Annotated in this window: 14 protein-coding genes and 1 pseudogene; 5 read left to right on the top strand and 10 right to left on the bottom strand. The window is 75.0% G+C overall.

Going from position 1 to position 19,077, the window contains the following annotated elements:
* Window positions 1-216: 216 nt before the first annotated feature.
* Window positions 217-2,532, top strand: a complete 2,316-nt coding sequence (locus MID12_RS18910) for an acetate--CoA ligase family protein (protein ID WP_263169015.1) — start codon at window positions 217-219, stop codon at window positions 2,530-2,532.
* Between the two features lie 143 nt (window positions 2,533-2,675).
* Here MID12_RS18910 and MID12_RS18905 read toward each other — a convergent pair whose 3' ends face one another.
* Window positions 2,676-4,067 (bottom strand): MFS transporter, encoded by a 1,392-nt coding sequence (locus tag MID12_RS18905; RefSeq protein ID WP_411576979.1) that lies wholly within the window; start codon window positions 4,065-4,067, stop codon window positions 2,676-2,678.
* 57 nt (window positions 4,068-4,124) lie between these two features.
* Window positions 4,125-4,253: a hypothetical protein gene (locus MID12_RS18900; protein ID WP_263169013.1), complete on the bottom strand. Its 129-nt coding sequence runs from the start codon at window positions 4,251-4,253 to the stop codon at window positions 4,125-4,127.
* 64 nt (window positions 4,254-4,317) lie between these two features.
* On the opposite strand from MID12_RS18900, the gene MID12_RS18895 reads away from it, so the two are divergent.
* Window positions 4,318-5,325, top strand: a complete 1,008-nt coding sequence (locus MID12_RS18895) for a GlxA family transcriptional regulator (protein WP_263169011.1) — start codon at window positions 4,318-4,320, stop codon at window positions 5,323-5,325.
* 155 nt (window positions 5,326-5,480) lie between these two features.
* Here MID12_RS18895 and MID12_RS18890 read toward each other — a convergent pair whose 3' ends face one another.
* The 3 genes from MID12_RS18890 to MID12_RS18880 all read right to left on the bottom strand — a co-directional run bounded on the left by MID12_RS18890 (window position 5,481) and on the right by MID12_RS18880 (window position 7,620).
* Window positions 5,481-5,945: an ATP-binding protein gene (locus MID12_RS18890; RefSeq protein ID WP_040252335.1), complete on the bottom strand. Its 465-nt coding sequence runs from the start codon at window positions 5,943-5,945 to the stop codon at window positions 5,481-5,483.
* A 570-nt stretch (window positions 5,946-6,515) separates the two neighbouring features.
* The gene (locus tag MID12_RS18885; RefSeq protein WP_040252333.1) at window positions 6,516-7,055 is read right to left on the bottom strand and encodes an EF-hand domain-containing protein; all 540 of its coding nucleotides are present in this window, start codon (window positions 7,053-7,055) and stop codon (window positions 6,516-6,518) included.
* Between the two features lie 190 nt (window positions 7,056-7,245).
* Window positions 7,246-7,620 carry an STAS domain-containing protein gene (locus MID12_RS18880; protein ID WP_040252331.1) on the bottom strand — a complete coding sequence of 125 codons (375 nt, stop codon included), beginning with the start codon at window positions 7,618-7,620 and terminating at the stop codon, window positions 7,246-7,248.
* Window positions 7,621-8,213: 593 nt separating this feature from the next.
* Between MID12_RS18880 and MID12_RS18875 the strand changes: the two genes are divergently transcribed.
* A complete protein-coding gene (locus tag MID12_RS18875; protein WP_078845083.1) occupies window positions 8,214-8,864 on the top strand; it encodes a sigma-70 family RNA polymerase sigma factor in 651 nt (216 codons plus the stop codon).
* Window positions 8,861-10,327 (top strand): MDMPI N domain containing protein, encoded by a 1,467-nt coding sequence (locus tag MID12_RS18870; RefSeq protein ID WP_411576978.1) that lies wholly within the window; start codon window positions 8,861-8,863, stop codon window positions 10,325-10,327. Before MID12_RS18875 ends, MID12_RS18870 begins: the two co-directional genes overlap by 4 nt.
* A 198-nt stretch (window positions 10,328-10,525) precedes the next feature.
* On the opposite strand, the pseudogene MID12_RS18865 reads toward MID12_RS18870, so the two are convergent.
* The 3 genes and pseudogenes from MID12_RS18865 to MID12_RS18855 form a co-directional block, all read right to left on the bottom strand.
* Window positions 10,526-11,782, bottom strand: a pseudogene (locus tag MID12_RS18865) (glycoside hydrolase family 27 protein); the annotation flags it as partial.
* Window positions 11,783-12,080: 298 nt separating this feature from the next.
* Complete coding sequence (gene purU, locus MID12_RS18860) at window positions 12,081-12,998, bottom strand: formyltetrahydrofolate deformylase (RefSeq protein WP_040252329.1); 918 nt, start codon at window positions 12,996-12,998, stop codon at window positions 12,081-12,083.
* A 195-nt stretch (window positions 12,999-13,193) separates the two neighbouring features.
* Entirely contained in the window at window positions 13,194-13,640 is a 447-nt protein-coding gene (locus MID12_RS18855; protein WP_040252327.1) for an SCO4402 family protein, read from the bottom strand.
* A 181-nt stretch (window positions 13,641-13,821) separates the two neighbouring features.
* Here MID12_RS18855 and MID12_RS18850 point away from each other — a divergent pair, with 181 nt between their 5' ends.
* On the top strand, window positions 13,822-15,141 hold the full coding sequence (locus tag MID12_RS18850; RefSeq protein ID WP_263169003.1) for an ABC transporter substrate-binding protein: 1,320 nt from the start codon (window positions 13,822-13,824) through the stop codon (window positions 15,139-15,141).
* A 226-nt stretch (window positions 15,142-15,367) separates the two neighbouring features.
* Here MID12_RS18850 and MID12_RS18845 read toward each other — a convergent pair whose 3' ends face one another.
* Window positions 15,368-17,407 (bottom strand): hypothetical protein, encoded by a 2,040-nt coding sequence (locus MID12_RS18845; RefSeq protein ID WP_263169000.1) that lies wholly within the window; start codon window positions 17,405-17,407, stop codon window positions 15,368-15,370.
* Between the two features lie 219 nt (window positions 17,408-17,626).
* Window positions 17,627-19,009, bottom strand: coding sequence for a hypothetical protein (locus MID12_RS18840; protein ID WP_040252321.1), 1,383 nt, complete (start codon window positions 19,007-19,009; stop codon window positions 17,627-17,629).
* Between the last annotated feature and the right edge of the window lie 68 nt (window positions 19,010-19,077).

The following is a 19,077-nucleotide window of genomic DNA, read 5'->3' as shown; positions in this document are numbered from 1 at the left end:
GGGCCGGCCCGGCAGGGACCGGCGGGCCTCGCGGCCGGGCGCCGCGGTGATCCGATTGCTCCGCGCGACGGTGGGGTAACCATCGGTAAGGCAGCGTGGCGATCACCGCAGGGGCACGGCTCCCGAGGAGGCCTGATGCGCAATCAGTGACCCGTGACCAGCGGCCCCTTGCCCGTCAGCCGACCGCAACTGCCGTCCACAGGAGCGGGGTTACCCATGCTCGGATCGACCCACGGCACCCTCACCACCGGCGGACACCGCGCCCTCGCGGGCGGCGAGTCCCGCGCCCCCGCACCACCCGGGCAGCCCGCGTCCGCCGCCCCGGAGACGGACGTCAGCGGCCGCCCCCTGCACCCTCAAGTCCCGGACCTGAACGGCCTGTTGCGCCCCCGCTCGATCGTGGTGCTGGACGCCTGGGACGCCGAAGGCGAACCCCGCACGGAGGCGATCCGGCGGCTGACCACCTGGGCCGAACACCTCGGCGCCCGGCTGTACTTCGCCTCGCCCGCCGCTACCGGCCTTCCCCGCACGGGAGTTGCCGGTACGGACCGCCCCGCACCCGGACGCAGGACCTCGCCCACCGAACTGCCGGAGCGGCCCGGCATCACCGCCACCGAGCCACCGGAACGGCCCGACCTCGCCGTCACGGAACTGCCGGGGCGGCCCGCCCTCACCACCGCCGAACTGCCGGAACGGCCCGACCTCGCCGCCACCGAACTGCCGGAACGGCCCGACCTCACCATCGCCGAACTGCCCGAGCGACCCGACCTCGCCGTACTCCTGGGTCCCGCTCCCCCGTCGCTGCTCGCCGAACTGGCCGAGGCCGAGGTGCCGTTGGCCGTCGTCGCCGCCGCCGATCTCGCCCTGCCGCGCGGCGGCGCCCGGAGCGCCCGCCCGCGGCTCCTGGGCCCCGGCACCGGACTCGACGCCTTCGGGGTGTCCGCGGGCCCCGAGCGCCACGGCGGCTCCACCGGCCGGACCGGGCCGGGCACCCGGGGCATCGCCCTGCTCAGCCGCTCGGGCGCGCAGGGGCTGCCGGTGGCCGGGCTCCGGGAGGTCGGCGTACGGCTCGCCCACTGGGTGGTGTCGGGAGGGGAGGCGGATCTCGGGACGGCCGAGCTGCTCTGCTCCCTCGCCGAGCAGCCGGACGTCTCCGTGCTCGCCTGCTTCCTGGCGGAGCCGCGCGAGGGCCGCGCCCTCCTGCTGGCCGCCGACCGCGCGGCCCGCCGCGGCATCCCGCTGGTCGCGGTGACGGCGGGCGCGCCCGGCGGCTCACCGCGGGCGGGGGCCGTCGCCGAGGCGGCGCTGCGGCAGTTCGGGGTGATCCAGGTCGGCGGCACCGATGAACTCCAGGACACCGCCGCCCTGTTGGCGAAGGCGGGGCCGCCGGTGGCCGAGGGGGTGGGCGTCTACGCCCCGTCCGGCGACCTGGGCGAGGAGGTCCGCCGCCGCGCCGAGGCGGCCGGGCTGCGGGTGCGCGCGCTCGCGGACGCCGGTGCGATGCCGGAGGGCGGGGAACGGCCGCTCCTCGACGCGCTGCTCGACGATCCGGGGCTCGGCGTGGTGATCTGCCCGCTCCCCGCCGCGAGCCCGGCCGCCACCGAGCGGCTGGCGCGGGACCTCGCCGAGGCCGCCGAGCGGACCGGCACGCTCCTCTGCGCGGTGTGGAGTTCACCGGACGGCACGGCGGCGGCGTACCGGGACACCCTGCTCGGCTCCGGCCGGGTCGCCACCTTCCGTACGCTCGCCACCTGCCTCGGCGCGGTCGGCGCCCACCTCGCCCACCACCGCTTCACCACCGGCTACCGCTCCCCCTTCGACGAGGCGCCCCGCACCCCCTCCCCCAGCCTGCGTACGGCCGAGGCCCTGCTCGTGCCCGGCGAGCGGCTCAGCGAGCACGCGGCGAAGCGGCTGCTGCGGGCGTACGGGATCCGGGTGCCGCGCGAGAAGCTGGTGACGAGCGCGGCCGCGGCGGTACGGGCCGCGGCCCAGGTGGGGTACCCGGTGGTGATGAAGGCCTCCGGCGCCCGGCTCGCCCACAAGAGCGAACGCGGCCTGCTGCGCACCGGGCTGACCTCGGCCAGCCAAGTCAGGGAGACCTACCGGGAGTTGACCGCGCAGGCGCAGTACGAGGGGGTCGCCCTCGACGGGGTGCTGGTCTGCCAGATGGTGCCGGAGGGGGCGGAGTGGGTGGTCGGGGTGGCCCAGGACCCGGTCTTCGGCCCCACGGTCACCGTCGGACACGGCGGCGAGCTGCGCGAGGTGCTGCCCGAACTCGCCTACGGGGTAACGCCGTTCGGGACCGAGCGGGCGCACGCGATGCTCCGGGAGCTGCGCGGTCACGCCCTGCTCGACGGGGTGCGCGGACGCCCGCCGCTCGATGCGGACGCCCTGGCCGAGGTGCTGCTGCGGGTGCAGCGCCTGGCCCTGGAACTCGACGGCGGACTGACCGGCCTCGACATCGACCCGCTGCGGGTGCTGCCCCGGGGCCAGGGGGCCGTGGCCCTCAACGTACGGGCGGTCTGCGGCTGAACAGCCCATAGCCGACGGTGACTTGAGCGGAGGCGCCGCCATCGATGACCTGAGCGCGGGCGCCGTGGGCGGAGGCGCCGCCCGGGCGACCGGCGCCCGGCGGACTGGCGCTCGGGCGCAACGGCCCCGGCGGAGGTACGCGCTCAGGCCACCCCCGGCTTCCGTACCGGCACCGGGGCCGCTCCTCCTCCCCGGATCACCAGCACCATCAGCGCGGCGGCGGCGCAGAGCGCACCGGAGGCGTACCAGACCACGTTGTAGGAGCCGAAGACATCGCGGGCGAGGCCGCCGAGACCGGCGACGACGGCGGCGCCGACCTGGTGCGAGGCGAGGACCCAGCCGAAGACGATGGCGCTGTCCTCGCCGTAGTGGGCGCGGCACAGGGCGATCGTGGGCGGGACGGTGGCGACCCAGTCCAGGCCGTAGAAGACGATGAAGAAGACCATCGGCGGGCGGACGTCCGGGGCGAGCAGCATCGGCAGGAAGAGCAGCGAGATGCCGCGCAGCGCGTAGTAGACGGCGAGCAGGCGGCGGGCCTCGAAGCGGTCGGTGAACCAGCCGGAGGCGATGGTGCCGACCACGTCGAAGACGCCGATCACCGCGAGCAGGGAGGCGGCGGCCGTGATCGGCATGCCGTGGTCGTGCGCGGCGGGCACGAAGTGGGTCTGGATGAGGCCGTTGGTCGAGGCGCCGCAGATCGCGAAGGAGCCGGCGAGCAGCCAGAAGGTGCCGGTACGGGAGGCGGAGCGCAGCACGCGCAGGGTGCGGCGGGCGGCGCCGGGCACGGGCGGCGGCTTCGGCTGGAACTCCTCGGCGCCGTACGCGCGCAGGCCCACGTCGGCGGGGTGGTCGCGCAGCAGCAGCCAGACGAAGGGCACCACGGCGAGCGCGGCGAGGGCGACGGTCACCGCGGCGGGCCGCCAGCCGTGCGCCTCGACCAGCCAGGACAGCACCGGCAGGAAGATCAGCTGGCCGGAGGCGGAGGCCGCGGTGAGGATGCCGGTGACCAGTCCGCGGCGCCGGGTGAACCAGCGGTTGGTGACCGTGGCCGCGAAGGCGAGCGCCATCGAGCCGGTGCCGAGGCCCACCAGCAGGCCCCAGCAGAGCAGCAGTTGCCAGGGCGCCGTCATCCACACGGTGAGCCCGGAGCCGAGGGCGATCACCGCGAGGGCGGCGGCCACCACGCGGCGGATGCCGAAGCGGTCCATCAGCGCGGCGGCGAAGGGGGCGGTGAGCCCGTACAGGGCGAGGTTGACCGAGACGGCGGCGCCGATGGTGCCGCGGGACCAGCCGAACTCCTCGTTCAGCGGGTCGAAGAGCAGCCCCGGCAGCGAGCGGAAGGCCGCCGCCCCGATGATCGTCACGAAGGCGACGGCCGCCACCAGCCAGGCGCGGTGCGGTCCGCGGCGGCGCGCGGGGGCGGTGCCGCGGGGGGTCTCAGCGGTGGCGGGTCCGGTGGAGGCGGTGGCGGGTCCGGTGGCCGGGGCCTTCGCAGCTCTCCGCCGAGCGGCGGCGGTGTCGGAGGTCTGTGTCACGGCTTCAGCATCCGCGAAGGCCCGGGGGCGAGCGAGTGGCCCGAGGGACAGCATTCGTTAGGATCGGGCCATGCCTCCCTCCGCACCGGCGTCCCCACCGGCCTCCTCGACGACCTCCGCGAAGGCTGCGATCACCGCGAAGGCTGCGGCACCCGCGGCCACCGCGAAGACGGCGACGCCGCCCACGTCACCGACAGCACCGACAGCACCGACAGCACCGACAGCACCGACAGCAGCAGCGGAGTCTTCGATGCCCGCGGCCTCCGCGACGCCGCGGGCCGCCCGTCCCCACCGCGTGGTCGTGCTCGCCCTGCCCGGACTGCTCCCCTTCGAACTGGGCATCCCGCAGCGGATCTTCGGGCGTGCCAAGGACGGCCGCGGCGCCCCGCTCTACGAGATCCTGACCTGCGCGCTGCGCCCGGGCCCGGTGGCCACCGACGCCGACTTCGCCGTTCTGGTGGAGAACGGCCCCGAACTCCTGGCGAGCGCCGACACCGTGGTGGTGCCCGCCTCCTACGAGCTGGGCCCGGTGTACGAGGAGGGCAGGCTGACCCCCGAACTGGCCGCGGCGCTCGGGCACATCAGGCCCCGCACCCGGCTGGTGGCGATCTGCACCGGCGGCTTCGTGCTCGCCGCGGCGGGCTTTCTCGACGGGCGCCCCGCGACCACGCACTGGGCCTCGGCCGAGCACTTCCAGCGGCTCTTCCCGCGGGTCGAGGTGGACGCCGATGTGCTCTTCATCGACGACGGCGACGTGCTGACCTCGGCCGGGGTCGCCGCGGGCATCGACCTGTGCCTGCACCTGGTGCGGCGCGACCACGGCACCGCGGTCGCCAACGACGTGGCGCGGCGCACCGTGGTCCCGCCGCACCGGGACGGCGGGCAGGCCCAGTACATCCAACGCCCGGTGCCCGAACCGCAGTGGGCGACCACCACCCGGGCGCGGGCCTGGGCCCTCGCGCGCCTGCACGAGCCGATCCAGCTGCGGGACATGGCGGCGCAGGAGTCGATGTCGGTACGCACCTTCACCCGGCGGTTCCGGGAGGAGGCCGGGGTCAGCCCCGGCCAGTGGCTCACCCTGCAACGGGTCGAGCGGGCACGGCAGTTGCTGGAGTCGAGCGATCTGCCGGTGGACCAGGTGGCGCAGGACGCCGGTTTCGGCACCGCCCAGTCGATGCGCCAGCACCTGCAGTCCGCCCTCGGCGTCACCCCGACCGCGTACCGCCGCACCTTCCGCACGGCCGCGGGAGCCCGCTGAGCCCGGCCTCGGGAGACCGGGCTCGGCGGGCCGGGCTCAGCGGGCCGGCTCAGCGAATCGGACTCAGCGGGTCGGACTCAGCGGGTCGGACTCAGCGGGTCGGACTCAGGCGGCCGGGTGCCGGGGCGACTCGGGCGCTCGGCCCCCGGACCGGCTCAGGCGAGGCCGAAGGCGAAGCCGCCGAGGGAGGGGGCGGCGGGGCGGGCGGCGGCGCGGGGCGCGGCCGGGGCGGGGCGCTGGTCGATCTCGCACCAGATGCGCTTGCCCTCGCCCTCGCGGCTCCAGCCCCAGCGGTCGGCGAGCCCCTCGACGAGTTCGAGGCCCCGGCCGCCGGTCTCGCAGTCCCCGGCGCGGCGCGGGCACGGCGGCCGGGCGCTGCGGTCGGCGACCTCCACGCGGACGGTGCCGGAGGCGGCGAGCGGGGTGTGCGGCAGCCGGATCCGCAGGACGGCCGGACAGCCGGTGTGCACCACGGCGTTGGTGACGAGTTCGGAGATGAGCAGCACCAGCGTCTGGGCGAGGGGTTCGTCAGCCGCTATTCCGGAACCGGCCAGCCGGGAGCGTGCCCACCTGCGGGCCCTGCCCACCTCCGCGGGATCGGCCCCGACCTCCAGCTGCATCTGACGCTCCTGCACCGCTCACACCATCCGAACCGGCGGACACTTCGCCTCGCGTCTCCCCGGGATCACGGAACGTGAACCCCGGTGGGAACCCCTGCGAGCACAGCATGGTTGACGTACAGTCACCTCAACAAGCGCTTCGGGCATATCCCCGCGCGAAGGAGTACAACTCCGGCATACTGTGCGACGCCTTTCGGCGGCAGTCGAACAGCGCGCCCGGCCGAGACGGCCGAATTGCCCGGAAACCCGTACCACAGAGGCCTGTTCTGCGAGGTCGCGGCGCGGCAGCACGCGGACCCGGGACGCCGTTCGGGCGGCACGGGGGCGGCTGGGGCCGGACACCACTCGCATCTGGCACAAGCTACCGGAGCCGGGCGCCGACTCCATGCCGTGACGAGTCACACCTGGGACACAAAGCGGTATCGGCACCCGGCAGCAGCCGTTTAGTCACTCTCGGTGAGCTTATGGCGTACGGGAGTTGATCCGGAAAGCCGTGCGGACCGGCACCCGCCGGCCCGCACCCGTACCCGTACTTATCCCCGCGGCTGTCCCGGCGCCGCGGAACTCCCGTCAGTCCGAGCCCGTACCGGCGGCTTCGGCGGAGTCGGAGGTGGTGTAGTACGCGGCGAAGGCGGCGAGGGTCTCCTCCTCGGAGATCCGGCCGTCGTGCTCGGAGTCGAGGGCGGCGGCGGCCTGGGCGGCCTGCTCGGCGGGGACGCCGAGGGTGCGCAGGACGCGTTCGGCGCCCTGGAGGGTCACGCCGTTGCCGTCCTCGTCGGCGAGGGCGAGCACCGCGCGCAGGAAGGGCCGGGCGATCTCGGCGAAGCGCTGCGGGTTGTCGGCCAGGCGCTTGACCGCGCCGGTGACGAACTCCTCGCGGCTGACGCGCTGGTCGCCGTCCACGTCCGCGATCCCGGCCATGCCCTGCCAGAAGGCCTCGGCCCCGCTGTAGAGGGCCTGGCCCTTGTCGGAGCGGGCCGTGGCGCCGAACTCGGCGAGCAGGGCACGGGCCGCGCCGCTGAAGTCCTCACGGTCGATGTAGCCGTTGCCGTCCTGGTCGAACCCGGCGAACCGGGAGGCAATCCTGCGCTCGTACTCGCTGCTGGCCATGACTTGTGCGACCCACCTCGGTGTCGATCCCGCCGCGCCGCCGCGCGGCGGTGTTGCTGTGTCGCAGGGAGCGTACGTGCTCGGGGGCCCCGGGGGTACTCCAACGGGACGCTCGCAGCGCGGTGTTCGAAAACGGGGCGCGCGCCGCCGCGGACCGCGGGCGCGGGGGGGGGGAGCTGCGGAGGTCCGGCTAGGCGGAGAGCGGCTGGCGCTCCTCGTCGACCGCGGCGGCGACGTCCGGGTAGACGTCGAAGAGGCGGCGGACGCCGAGGGCGGCGAGGACGCGGTTCACATGGGAGCCGTCGACGGCACCGTGGGCGGGGAGGATCACGCGCAGGCGGCCCCGGCAGGAGCGGATCAGCCGCCGGGTGGCGATGAGCACACCGACGCCGCTGGAGTCGCAGAAGAGCACCTCGGAGAGGTCCAGCACGATGGAGCGGCGACCCTCGGCCACCGCCTCGTGCACGCCCTGCCGCAGCACGGGGGACGTCACCAGGTCCATCTCGCCGGACACCCGCAGGACGACCCAGCCGCCCTGCCTGCCTTCGGTCACCTTGAGCGTCACGCCATGCCTCTCGCTCTGCCGGTCCGGACCCTTCTCCGCTCGATCCGGAAGCTCTGCTTTCGCTTCCCCTGCGCGGCTGCCCGCCCGCCCTCACATGAAACACCGCGGAAAGCTCTTCCGTATCCCCAAGCAAAGGCTTGGCTTCGCAGTGGCCGGAATTCGACGGTCGGCGGCCCGCGGAAGGGGGCAGAAGGCGGCCCGCGGCTCCGGGCCCGCTCGGGTTCCGGGAGCACGCGGCCGCCCGGAACCCCTCCACCCTCGCACGCTCCCCGCGAAAGCCCCACCCGGAAGTGGCGTGGCTCACGATCCGGACCCTGCCAAATGACCACGTCGGGTAGCCAATTGATCGCCCCGCGTACCGACCGCGAAGGGGCCGCGCCCGGCATCGCGGAAGACCACCCTTGGGCAAAGAGAGGCGCACCGACGGTTGTCCGGACTACATTCGGAGACGGTACGAAATGGACAGCCCGGAGCGCGGGGGCGCGCTCGCGGACGGATTCCCGCACACTGGCCGGGGAACCGGCAGAGGTACAGACCTCAGGCGGCAGGGGCCTCGGGGCGGGACGGACGGGCACGGCAGGCAGGGGGACCGGATGGCGACGGACGCATCGCCCCGCTGGGACCGCAAGGTGCAGCAGCGGCTCGCACGCGGGGAGGCGGCCGCCCTGGGCGAGGTCTACGACCGCCACGCACTGCTCGTCCACGCCCTCGCGCACCGCGTGCTGGGCGACGAGGAGGCCGCCGGCGCCCTGACCCAGGAGGTCTTCACCCGGCTCTGGGAGCACCCCGAGTCCTATGATCCGGCCCACGGCGGCCTGCGCTCCTGGGTGGCCGCGCTCGCCCACCGGCTCGCCGTCGCGCGGCTGCGCCAGCGGGAGGCCGCCGCCCTGGTCGGCGGCGGCGAGGGCACCAGCGAGGACCTCGACCGCCGGGTGCGCCGCGCCTCGGTGGCGGCCCGGGCCGACTACATCGCCACCTCGATGCCCGCCCCGCTGCGCGCCGTGCTCGAACTCGCCTATTTCCAGCGGCGCGACTACCGGCAGGCCGCCGCCGACCTCGGCATCAGCGAGGAGGAGGCACGACGGCGCCTGCGCCTCGGACTGCAACTGCTCGCCACCGCCCACGACAGCGGCGCGCGCGGCAACGGCGGGTACGGGGGCGGCCCGGGGACGTACGGCGGCGGGTACGGCGGCGGGCCCGGCTCGTACGGCGGCGGCCCCGGCGGCTACGGGCGTGCCTCGTGAGCGGCGACCCGGGCCGCTCCGGCCCCCGCCCGGAGGACGCGCCGCAGGGCGCCCCGCGCATACCGGGGCAGCGGTACCCGCTGGAGAACGGCGAGGAGTCGCTGCCGCAACCGCCCGCGCCCGTACCGCCGGATTCGGTACCGCCCGGCTCGGCACCGCAGTCGTCCGTACCGCCGTCCGCCCCACTGCCGTCCGCACCGCAGCCGTCCGCGTCCCAGGACCCGCCGCCGCTGCCGCACCAGATGCTCAAGTCGCTGCTCGGTGCCTGGGCGCTCGCCGCCTGTTCGCCGCGGGAAAGTCTGAGCGTGGAGGAGCACCTCGGCCACTGCGGTTCCTGCGCCGAGGAGGCGCTGCGGCTGCGGCAGGCGGTGGAGTTGCTGCACCCCGCCGAGAGCCTGGACCTGGACCCCGCGCTGCGCCGCCGGGTCCTCGGCAAGGCGATGGAGGGCCGCCCGGCGCGGATCCCGGTACCGCGGTGGGCCGAGGCCTACGACGCGGAGACCGCGCGCCTGGACGCCCTCCTGAAGGACTTCGGCACCGCGGAGTGGCACGCCGGGGTGGGCCTGCGGTGGTACCGGCACGACGCGCAGGTGCGGCGGAAGACCACGGTGGGCGGGGTGCTCGGCCATCTGACCGCGGTGGACGGGGTGGTGGCCCGTGCGCTCGGGCTGCCGGACCCGCTGGGCGGGGACGCCGCGGCGGAGGCGGGGAGCGCGGAGGGGACGCCCCGGGAGCGTACCGAGGAGTTCTGGCGGGCCGCCGCCGCGCCGATGGGCCGTGAACTGCGCGGCCCCTGGCGGGACCAGAGCCATGAACTGGTGCGCACGCTCGCCTTCGCCGGACGCGGCTCGGGCCTGCTGCCCGTCTCCTACGGGGGCTGCGCGCTGCCGATGCGGGACGCCCTGGTCGACCGCGCCTTCGCCTGCTGGGTGCACGCCGGGGACATCGCCGAGGCCGTCCACTACCCCTACGCTCCCCCGGCGCCGGGCCACCTGCACCACATGATCGACCTCGCGGCGCGGCTGCTGCCGACCGCCCTCGCCGCCCGCCGCCGGGACGGGCTCGGCGCTGCCGTCCCGCCGAGGGGCCCCGGTTCGGCGGGCCGGGCGCTGCGCATGGAGGTGGAGGGCGCGGGCGGCGGCGAGTGGCTGATCCCGCTCGATCCGCCGCCCTCCGGACCCGGCGGCGCGGGGCCCGCTGCAGGAACCGCGGCCTCGGCACAGCAGGTGGCGGGACCGCAGGCACCGGGACAGGCGCCGCCGGGCCGGCAGGCGGCGGGAGGCGAGGCGGCAGCGGAGGCACCGCCCGCGGACGAGGTGGCCCACATCGCCCTGGACGGCATCGAGTTCTGCCGACTGGCCGCCGGGCACCTGCCGCCGCCCGAGGCGGCGGCAGGCCAGCACGGCGACCGCGAGGCGATCCGCGAGGTCCTCTTCGCCGCGGCGGCACTGAGCCGGATGTGATCCCGGCCCGGCCCTGCGGGTCGATCGGCCGGGTGAGCCCGGTCCAGGCCTGCGGGTCGATCGGCCCGGATGCGAACTCGGCCCGGGCCCCGCGGATCGATGGGCCCGGATGCGAGCCCGGCCCGGGCCCCGCGGGTCCCTCGACCCGGATGCGAACCCGGCCCGGGCCGTGCGGCTCCCTCGGTCCTAGCTGCTCGGTGTCACCCGCAGCAGGACCGTGCCGTGGGCCGGGACCGTGGCGGAGAGGGTGCCGTCGCCGGTGTCGGTGCGGTGCTCCCACAGGTCGCGCACCTCGTAGGAGGAGGCCTCGGGCAGGCCCGCGTCCTGGGCGGTGGTCCCGATCTGCTGCTCCTCACCGGTCTCGTTGAAGAGGGCGACGGTGCGGCTGCCGTCCGCCATCTCCTTGACGACGACCCAGCGCCCGTCCTCGGAGGAGAGCACGGTGCCCTGCTTGCCCAGCTCGTCCTGGTCGACGGCGATGACCTCCTTGTTGCCGAGGATCTCGTACGTCTCCTCGCCCGCCTTGCGCAGATCGGCGCCGATGAGCAGCGGGGCGGCCATCACCGACCAGAGGGAGAAGTGGCTGCGGTACTCGGTGTCCGTCATGCCGCCGTTGCCGACTTCGAGCATGTCGGGGTCGTTCCAGTGGCCCGGGCCCGCGTGCTCGGCGAGCGGGAGGTTCTGCTTGAGGATGGAGAGCATCGAGTCCCAGTTGTCGCTGATGTCCCCGGTGGTGCGCCAGGATTCACCGACGCCCTCGGCCCACTCCCAGGGCTTGTTCTCGCCCCATTCGCAGATGCTGTAGAGGATCGGGCGGCCGGTCGCCTTCAGCGCGTCGCGCATCGTCGTGTACCGCTGCTTCGCGTCCACGCCCTGGTTGTTGCAGTTGTCGTACTTGAGGTAGTCGACGCCCCAGTCCGCGAACTGCCGGGCGTCGCTGTACTCGTGGTCCAGGCCGCCGGGGAAGCCGATGTCGCTGCAGGTCTTCGTACCGGCGCTGGTGTAGATGCCGAACTTCAGGCCCTTGTCGTGGACGTAGTCGGCGACCGCCTTGATGCCGTTCGGGAAGCGCTCCGGGTCCGGCACCAGCTTGCCGTCCGCGTCGCGCTCGGGCAGGGCCCAGCAGTCGTCGAGGTTGACGTACTCGTACCCGGCGTCCTTGAGGCCCTTCTCGACGAAGAGGTCGGCGATCGACTTCACCATCTCCTCGTTGAAATCGGCCCGGCAGTGGGTGGAGTTCCAGTTGTTGAAGCCCATCGGCGGGGTGGCCGCGAGCCCGTCGCCCGGGGTCCGCGGGGCGGGCGCCTCGGGGGCCTGGGCCAGGGCCGGGGTGGCGGCGCCGACACCGCAGAGCAGGGCCGCGGCGGCGAGGGCGAGGCCCTGGCGCGGGAACCGGCGGGCCGGGGCGGCGGACGAACGGCGGCCCGAAGTGGCGCGCGCTGACGGACGGTTCATGGAGTGCATGGACACAGTCCTCCAAAACGTGGGGGGAGCGGACATGCGAGGCGGCACCGACAAGCGCCTCCACACGTGCGATTACGTTAGGAGCTGTTGGACTCTGTTGAAAGACTCTCGACAAAGCTCGGCGAAATACGGGGAGTTGACCCGTTTCCGGAATCCGGACGGCGACCGAAAGCGACCGAAGGGGACAGGGTTCAGCGACCCCGTCCGGCAGGGCGTTGGATTGTGTGCGCTTTGGCCTGACGGGGGCCGGGAACCGTCGGACGGGCCCTGGGGGGTGTCTTCACCGCCCCTAGGAGAAGACCACCGTCCGGCGGCCGTTGAGCAGGATGCGGTGCTCCGCGTGCCACTTCACCGCACGGGCGAGGGCCTGGCACTCCACGTCCCGGCCGAGGGCGACGAGCTGTTCGGGGGTCACGCCGTGCGCGACGCGCTCCACCTCCTGCTCGATGATCGGGCCCTCGTCGAGGTCGGCGGTGACGTAGTGGGCGGTCGCGCCGATGAGCTTCACGCCCCGGGTGTGGGCCTGGTGGTAGGGCTTGGCGCCCTTGAAGCTCGGCAGGAAGCTGTGGTGGATGTTGATGATCCGGCCGCTGAGCTGCTTGCACAGCTCGTCCGAGAGGACCTGCATATAGCGGGCGAGCACCACCAGCTCGACGTCCGACTCCCGTACCAGCGCGAGGAGTTCGGCCTCCGCCTCGGCCTTGGTGTCCTTGGTGACCGGGATGTGCCGGAAGGGGACGCCGTACGAGGCGACCAGCTCGGCGAAGTCGGTGTGGTTGGAGACCACGGCGGCGATCTCGACCGGCAGCGCGCCGGTGCGGGCGCGGAAGAGCAGGTCGTTCAGGCAGTGGCCGAAGCGGGACACCATCAGGACCACGCGCATCTTCGCGGCGGCGCGGTGCAGCTGCCAGTCCATCTGGAAGGAGTCGCCGACCGCGGCGAAGCTCGCGCGCAGCTTGTCCAGGCTGACCGGGGCCTCGGCGGAGAAGAGCACCCGCATGAAGAACAGGCCGGTGTCGTGGTCGCCGAACTGCTGGCTGTCCTCGATGTTGCAGCCGGTCATGAAGAGGTAGCTGGAGACCGCGTGCACGATGCCCTGCCGGTCGGGGCAGGAGAGGGTGAGGACGTAGTGCCCGGAGGTGTCCCCGGCGCCCGTACCGCCCGCCGGGCCGGGGGACGGGGCGGCGGCTGCGGGCTGCTCGTTCACTGGACGTTCCTCATGCACTGGGTGATCCTCGCGGCTGTGGCTTCGCACGGCGGCGGGCCTCCCCGCCGCGCGGCCCGGACCGGGCCACCGGAGGGCGGGCGCTGCCGGGTGCCGCCGCCAGGATTCCACAGTCGGGCGCCCGCGAGGGCCACCCCGCCGACAGGTGAGACGGGCCGCCCCGGGCCGCGGGACCCCTCAGGCCGTGCGCGTGACGAGGCGCAGCGCCTCCAGGGTGCGCGGCGCGGTGTCGGGATCGTCGCCGTCGCTGGTGGCGAGCCTCACATGGGCGTCCCGGGCCGCGCGCACCGCCTCCGGCCAGGCATGGTGCTCCAGATAGGCGGCGACCTGGGCGTCCGGGCCGACCTGGTGCATGATCCGCAGCACCCGCAGCACGGCGACATCGACGAGGGCCGCCTCCTGGGAGTCCCGGAAGATCGTGCCGACGTACTTCTCGGCGGACCAGTTGTCGAGCCAGGTGTCCTCGACCAGGCGGTACACGGCGTCGGTGACGTCCCCGTACCCGGTGTGTCCCGCGAGCCAGCACTCACGCTGGAAGACGGGGTCGGAAAGCATGTGCAGCGCCGAACGCACATTGCTGCGCCAGCGCCACCACGGCATGTCGTTCAGCGGCATGACGCCCATGGTGGCCGAGCGACTGCCGCGACGGGAAGAGTTCTCCGGTGCTTGCACGAGGACCGATCGTACGTTCCCCGCCCGGCGCGCCCCACCGGCCCCCACCGGCGCCCGCTGTTCACCTGCGCGACACCGCCGATTCCCCGAAGGTGACGGGAAGGTTCTCGGGGCGCCGGAATCGTGGCTGGACATGACCGAAAGGCCTCGCACGCGCATCTTGCCCGCCCTGTTCCCCGCCGCCTCCGCTCCCGCCGTCCGGCCCGCCGGGGCGAAACGCGGGTGCCGCCGGGCGGCCGCGGCGGCGGTCTGCGCGGCGCTGCTGCTCTCCGGCTGCGGGGTGCTCGGCGACTCCGCGGACGAGGCGCCCCTGACCGTCATGACCTGGGCCCCGGAGAACACCAGGGCGACCAACAAGCCCGGCATGACGGCCATGGCGCGGGCCTACGCGCGCTGGATCAACGCCCAGGGCGGCCTCGGCCACCGCAAGCTGCGGGTGCTCACCTGCAACGACCACAACGACGCGGTGGGCGCCGCGGCCTGCGCGCGCCGGGCGGTCCGCGAGGACGTGGTGGCCGTGGTCGGCTCCTACAGCCAGCACGGCCGCTCCTTCCTGGGTCCGCTGGAGGCCGCCGGGATCCCGTACATCGGCGGGTACGGCGTCACCGAGGACGAGTTCACCAGCCCGCTGTCCTACCCGGTCAACGGCGGCCAGCCCGCGGTGCTCGCCGGGGTCGGCCAGGAGCTCGCCGAGCGCTGCGGCCGGGTCGCCCTGGTGCGCCCGGACACCGTCGCCGGGGACAACCTGCCGGTGCTGCTGAATGCGGGTCTGGCCAAGGCGGGACTGCGGGTCAGGGATGTGCGCGCGGCCGAGGACGACACCTCCTACAGCGAGGTGGCGCGGCAGGCCCTGGAGTACGCGACCGGGGACCCGGGCGAGCAGGGCTGTGTGACGGCGGCGCTCGGCGAGCGCACCGACACCTTCTTCGACTCCTTCCGCCGCACCGAGGACGGCTACCCGGCCGTGCGGGTCGCCTCCGTCCTCGGCAGCGTGGACCAGTCGGTGATCGACCGCACGGGCGGGGCCACGGGTCCCTACGAGGGCGCGTACGTCACCGGCTGGTACCCGGTGGCCTCGGACCCGCGCTGGCAGGAGCTGCGCGCGGTCATCGACCGGCAGGCCTTCGGCGACAACCGGGTCGACGCGGCGGACGCGGGCGTGCAGACCACCTGGATCGCCTATACGGTGCTGCGCCGCGCGGTGGAGTCCCTCGGCGGCGGCGAGGTCAGCGCGCGCACCCTGCGCCGCACCTTCGACGACGGCCTCCAGGTCGGCACCGGCGGCCTCACCCCGAAGCTGAGCTGGCGCTTCGAGGACATGATCGCGGTACGGGACTTCCCGCGCCTGGTCAACGCGGACGTGACCTTCCAGGTGGTACGCGACGGCCGCCTGGTGGCCGAGCGGCGCGGGGCGGTGGACATGTCCCGGACGCTGGAGAGCGCGCCGGACTGAGCGGGCGGACTGAGCGGGGCGGAGCGATCGAGCCGGTCGGGAGGGCGGCCCGGTGCGGGATCCCCGCGCTTCGGGGCGACCCGGTCGAGGGCGCTCGGCTCGGTTCGAGGGCGGCTCGGTTCGGGACAGCCGAGGCAGCTCGGTACGGGAAGGGTGCGCTTCGGGGCGGCCCGTCGAGGCCGCCCGGCGCCCGCGGCCCGCTAGGCCCGCCGCCCCGACTCCCGCCTCACAGCTCGGACTTGTCGCGGGCGGTGAGGCCGTACTTCTTGGCGATGGTGTTCCACAGGCCCGCCGCCTCCTGCTTGGCCTTGGTCGCCTCGCCGCTGGAGCGGTTGGCCGCGACGGTGTGCGCGGTGCCGCGCGCCTTGCCCTTGGGGCAGAACTTCTTGCCGCCCTTGCCGACCTGGTCGGCCCAGGCCGCGTAGTGGTTGTCGGCGGCGGCGGAGGCCTGCCAGGCCTTGGTGAGCGCGGCCGTCAGGCGGGCGTGGTCCGGGAGCTTGTCCACCGAGAGCTTGCCGAGCCGGGTGACCAGCCCGCTGCGCTGCCGGCCCGCCTCGCGGAGGCTGCGCGCGGACTCGCCGAGCTTGTCGCAGCTCTTCACATGGCCGACCGAGGAGATGACCGCGCTGCGGCTGTTGTTGCTGTCGGCGAGCAGCTTGTCCAGGGCCACCGCCTGCTCCTCGACCGGGTCGACCGAGGGGGACGGCTCCGCGGACTCCTCCGGGGCGGTCGCGGAGACGGGCGCGCTCTTGTCGTCCTTGCCGCCGTCGTCCCCGGAGCTGCTCAGCAGCGCACCGGCGCCCACGCCGATCACCGCGATGCCGACGCCGACGGCCGCGAGCAGCGGCACCTTCGACCCGGTACGCCGCTGCCGCTCGCCCTGCTCCCGCCGCTCGGCCCGGCCGCCCGGCTCGCCGCCGCCCGGCGGGGGGTACGGGGCGCCGCCGCCCGGCGCACCGGGGCCCGCGGGGGCGCCCGCGTTGAACTGCACGCCCCGTGCGCGCCGCGCGTCGTAGCGGGGCATCTGCTGGGTGGCGGCCGGCGCGTCACCGGGCTCGGTACGGAAGAGGCTGTCGAACTCGGCCGGGGGCTGCCGCTCCCCCGGCTCCTGCCCGCCACCGGGGGCCTGGCCGGGACGGGGCGCCTGACCGCCGGGGTTCCGGCCGCCGGGGTTCTGGCCGCCGTGCGCCGGGCCCGCGCCGTGGCCGGGTCCCTGGCCCGCGCCCGGCTGCTGCTGCCCGGCGGCCTCGGCGGGCGTGCCGGGGCGGATGCCGTAGGGGGCGCCGGGCGGCGGGGCGGGGACCGGGGCGATGTACTGGGTCGGCTCCGCGTCCGGGTTCGGGGCGGGGGGCTGCGCGCCGCCGTACGGAGACGGGTCACCGGCGTCGGCGGCGGGCTGCTGCGGGATGCTGCCGAGGAACCGGGTCGACTCGGCGCGGGGCGCCCCGCCGCCGTGCGGTGCGGGACCGGCGGGCATCTCGGGCGGCAGGGCACCCGGAGCCACCGGCGGAATGTACTGTGTGGGCCCTTCGTCCGGTATGTACCGCCCGGCCTCCGGGCCGAACTGCCCGGCGCCCGGCGCGAATTGCGGGCTCCCGGGTGCGTACTGCGGCGCCCCCTGCGCGTACTGCGCCCCCTCAGGACCGTACGAGGGGTCCCCGGCGCCGTACGAGGAACTCCCGGGCCCGTAGGAGGAGTTCTCCGGCGCGTACGCCTGGCTCTCCGGTGCCGCGTGCCGACCGGGGGGCTGCGCGGGCGGCAGTGCCCCGGGAGCGGCGGCGGGCGGGAGGGCGTGGCCGACCGCTCCGGGGGCGCCCCAGCCACCGGACTGCTGCCCGTGGCCCTGGTCCTGGTGCCCGCCCTGCTGCTGGCCCTGCTGGTACTGGCCCTGCTGGTGCCGATCGGCGCCCTGGTCGAGCGCGTACCCCTGGCCGTCGGTGCCGTAGCGCGCGTCCACCTCGTACGGACCGGAGCCGTAGCCCTGCTGACCGCCGGGGCCGTACCCCGGGGCGGACTGCTCCGCGGCGGCGGACTCGGCGCCCCAGGCGTTGCCGGGGGCGGCGGGCGGCGGGGACTGCGGGCCCCAGGGCTGACCCCAGGCCTGGCCGCCCGCGGGGGCTCCGCGCTCGGGGCCGGGGGGCACCGGGCGCTCGGCGGGGGCGCCGGGGAGCAGCGGCTCGCCCCCGTCGGAGGGCAGCACGATGCCTTCATGTGCGTGCCGCTCCGGGGGGAGGGGCGCGTCCTCGCCCTGTCCGCTCTGCGTCACCGGGACTCCTGACAGTGGTGGGCTTCTCGCTCGACGGCTCACGCTACCGGTTGTCCCAACTCCCGTGCCACGCAGGCGGGCCCGCTCCCACCCAAGCCCGCGCAGCCCTCGCATCCAGGGCCTGTCCGACAATTCCCGCCTGCCGCGCGACGCCGTGCACGCGCTCCCGCCGCACCGCCGGAGGGCCCGCTTCCGGGCCCCTTCCGGCTCCCTCCCCGGTCAGGCCGCCCGCAGCTCCGCCCGCGCCCCGAAGTCCCGTACGACCGGCTCGTCGCGGTAGGGGGCGAGGCGCTCTTTGAAGTCCTCCAGGTACTCGGCGCCGCGCTGGGAGCGGAGTCCGGCGAGGAGTTCCACCGCGTGCAGGGCGGTGTCGCAGGACTGCTCCAGCTGGCGCTGCTCCAACTGCGCGGTGGCGAGCAGGACCAAGCCGATGGCGCGCCGCCTGGCCCGGGACGCGGGGTGGCCGGCGAGCGACTCCTGGGCGGTGCGGGCGGCGGCGGCCCACTGGCCCAGATCGCGGTGGCAGTGGGCGAGTTCGTCGGCGAGGTAGGAGTGGTCGAAGTGGGCGATCCAGACCGGGTCGTCGCCGTCGACCCCCTGGGTGCGCTCCATCGCGTCCAGCGCCTTGGCGATCCCGGACTCGGCGGCGCTCCGGTCGCCGAGCAGGGCGTGCCCGCGCGCCTCCGCCGCGTGGAACATCGCCTCCGCACGCGGGGTCACGCGCCCGCGCGCGCCCTCCTGTGCGGCGCGCGCCAGCTGGGAGATCTCCCGCGGATTGCCGAGCTGGGCGGCGAGATGGCTCATCGAGGCGGCCAGTACGTAGCCGCCGTAGCCGCGGTCGCCCGCCGCCTGGGCGAGGCGCAGTGCCTGGATGTAGTACCGCTGGGCGAGACCGGGCTGACCGGTGTCGACCGCCATGTACCCGGCGAGTTCGGTGAGCCGGGAGACCGCGGCGAAGAGGTCCCGCCCGACGGACTCGCGGTACGAGCCCGAGAGCAGCCCGGAGACCACGCTGTTGAGGTAGTGCACCAGCACCGGGCGCACATGCCCGCTGCCGTACTGGTGGTCCAGGGTGACCAGCGCCTCGGTCATCGCCCGTACCGCCGCCACGTCCGAGGCGCCGACCCGGGCGCCCGCGGAACGGGCCACCTGGCCGTCGGGGGCGGAGATCAGCCAGTCCCGGCTGGGCTCCACCAGGGCGGAGGCGGCGACCGTGGAGCCGGAGAGGAAGTCCCGGCGGCCGACATCGCTCCGCCACAACTCGCTGACCTGCTCGATGGCGCCGGGGACGGTGACCGAGAACTGCAGGCCCACCCCGGTGGCGAGATTGCTCCCGCCGGACATGCCGATCTCCTCGACGCTGACCCCGCGGCCCAGCTTGCGGCCGAGCGCCTCCGCGATCACGGCGGGCGCCCGGCCCCGGGGCTGCTGGCCGCGCAGCCAGCGGGCCACCGAGGTCTTGTCGTACCGCAGGTCGAGTCCCTGCTCCGCGCCGCACATGTTCACCCGGCGGGCGAGACCGGCGTTGGAGCAGCCCGCCTCCTGGATGAGCGCCTGCAGGCGCTCGTTGGGCTGCCGTGCGACGAGAGGCCTTGCGGCCATGGCGTACCCCCTGGCTCCCGGTGCCGTCCTGCGCACCACGACGTGTTTTCTCGGCTTGATCAATGCCC

It is taken from the genome of Streptomyces sp. SCSIO ZS0520 (genome assembly GCF_025643355.1).
Lineage (GTDB): Bacteria > Actinomycetota > Actinomycetes > Streptomycetales > Streptomycetaceae > Streptomyces > Streptomyces physcomitrii.
This window is presented reverse-complemented; position numbering and strand designations above follow the sequence as displayed.

Excerpts from the sequence above, each read along its gene's own strand:
- MID12_RS18910 (WP_263169015.1), top strand. The coding sequence starts at position 217 with ATGCTCGGATCGACCCACGGCACCCTCACCACCGGCGGACACCGCGCC.
- MID12_RS18895 (WP_263169011.1), top strand. The coding sequence starts at position 4,318 with ATGCCCGCGGCCTCCGCGACGCCGCGGGCCGCCCGTCCCCACCGCGTG.
- MID12_RS18890 (WP_040252335.1), bottom strand. The coding sequence starts at position 5,945 with ATGCAGCTGGAGGTCGGGGCCGATCCCGCGGAGGTGGGCAGGGCCCGC.
- MID12_RS18885 (WP_040252333.1), bottom strand. The coding sequence starts at position 7,055 with ATGGCCAGCAGCGAGTACGAGCGCAGGATTGCCTCCCGGTTCGCCGGG.
- MID12_RS18875 (WP_078845083.1), top strand. The coding sequence starts at position 8,214 with ATGGCGACGGACGCATCGCCCCGCTGGGACCGCAAGGTGCAGCAGCGG.
- MID12_RS18855 (WP_040252327.1), bottom strand. The coding sequence starts at position 13,640 with ATGGGCGTCATGCCGCTGAACGACATGCCGTGGTGGCGCTGGCGCAGC.
- MID12_RS18850 (WP_263169003.1), top strand. The coding sequence starts at position 13,822 with ATGACCGAAAGGCCTCGCACGCGCATCTTGCCCGCCCTGTTCCCCGCC.
- MID12_RS18840 (WP_040252321.1), bottom strand. The coding sequence starts at position 19,009 with ATGGCCGCAAGGCCTCTCGTCGCACGGCAGCCCAACGAGCGCCTGCAG.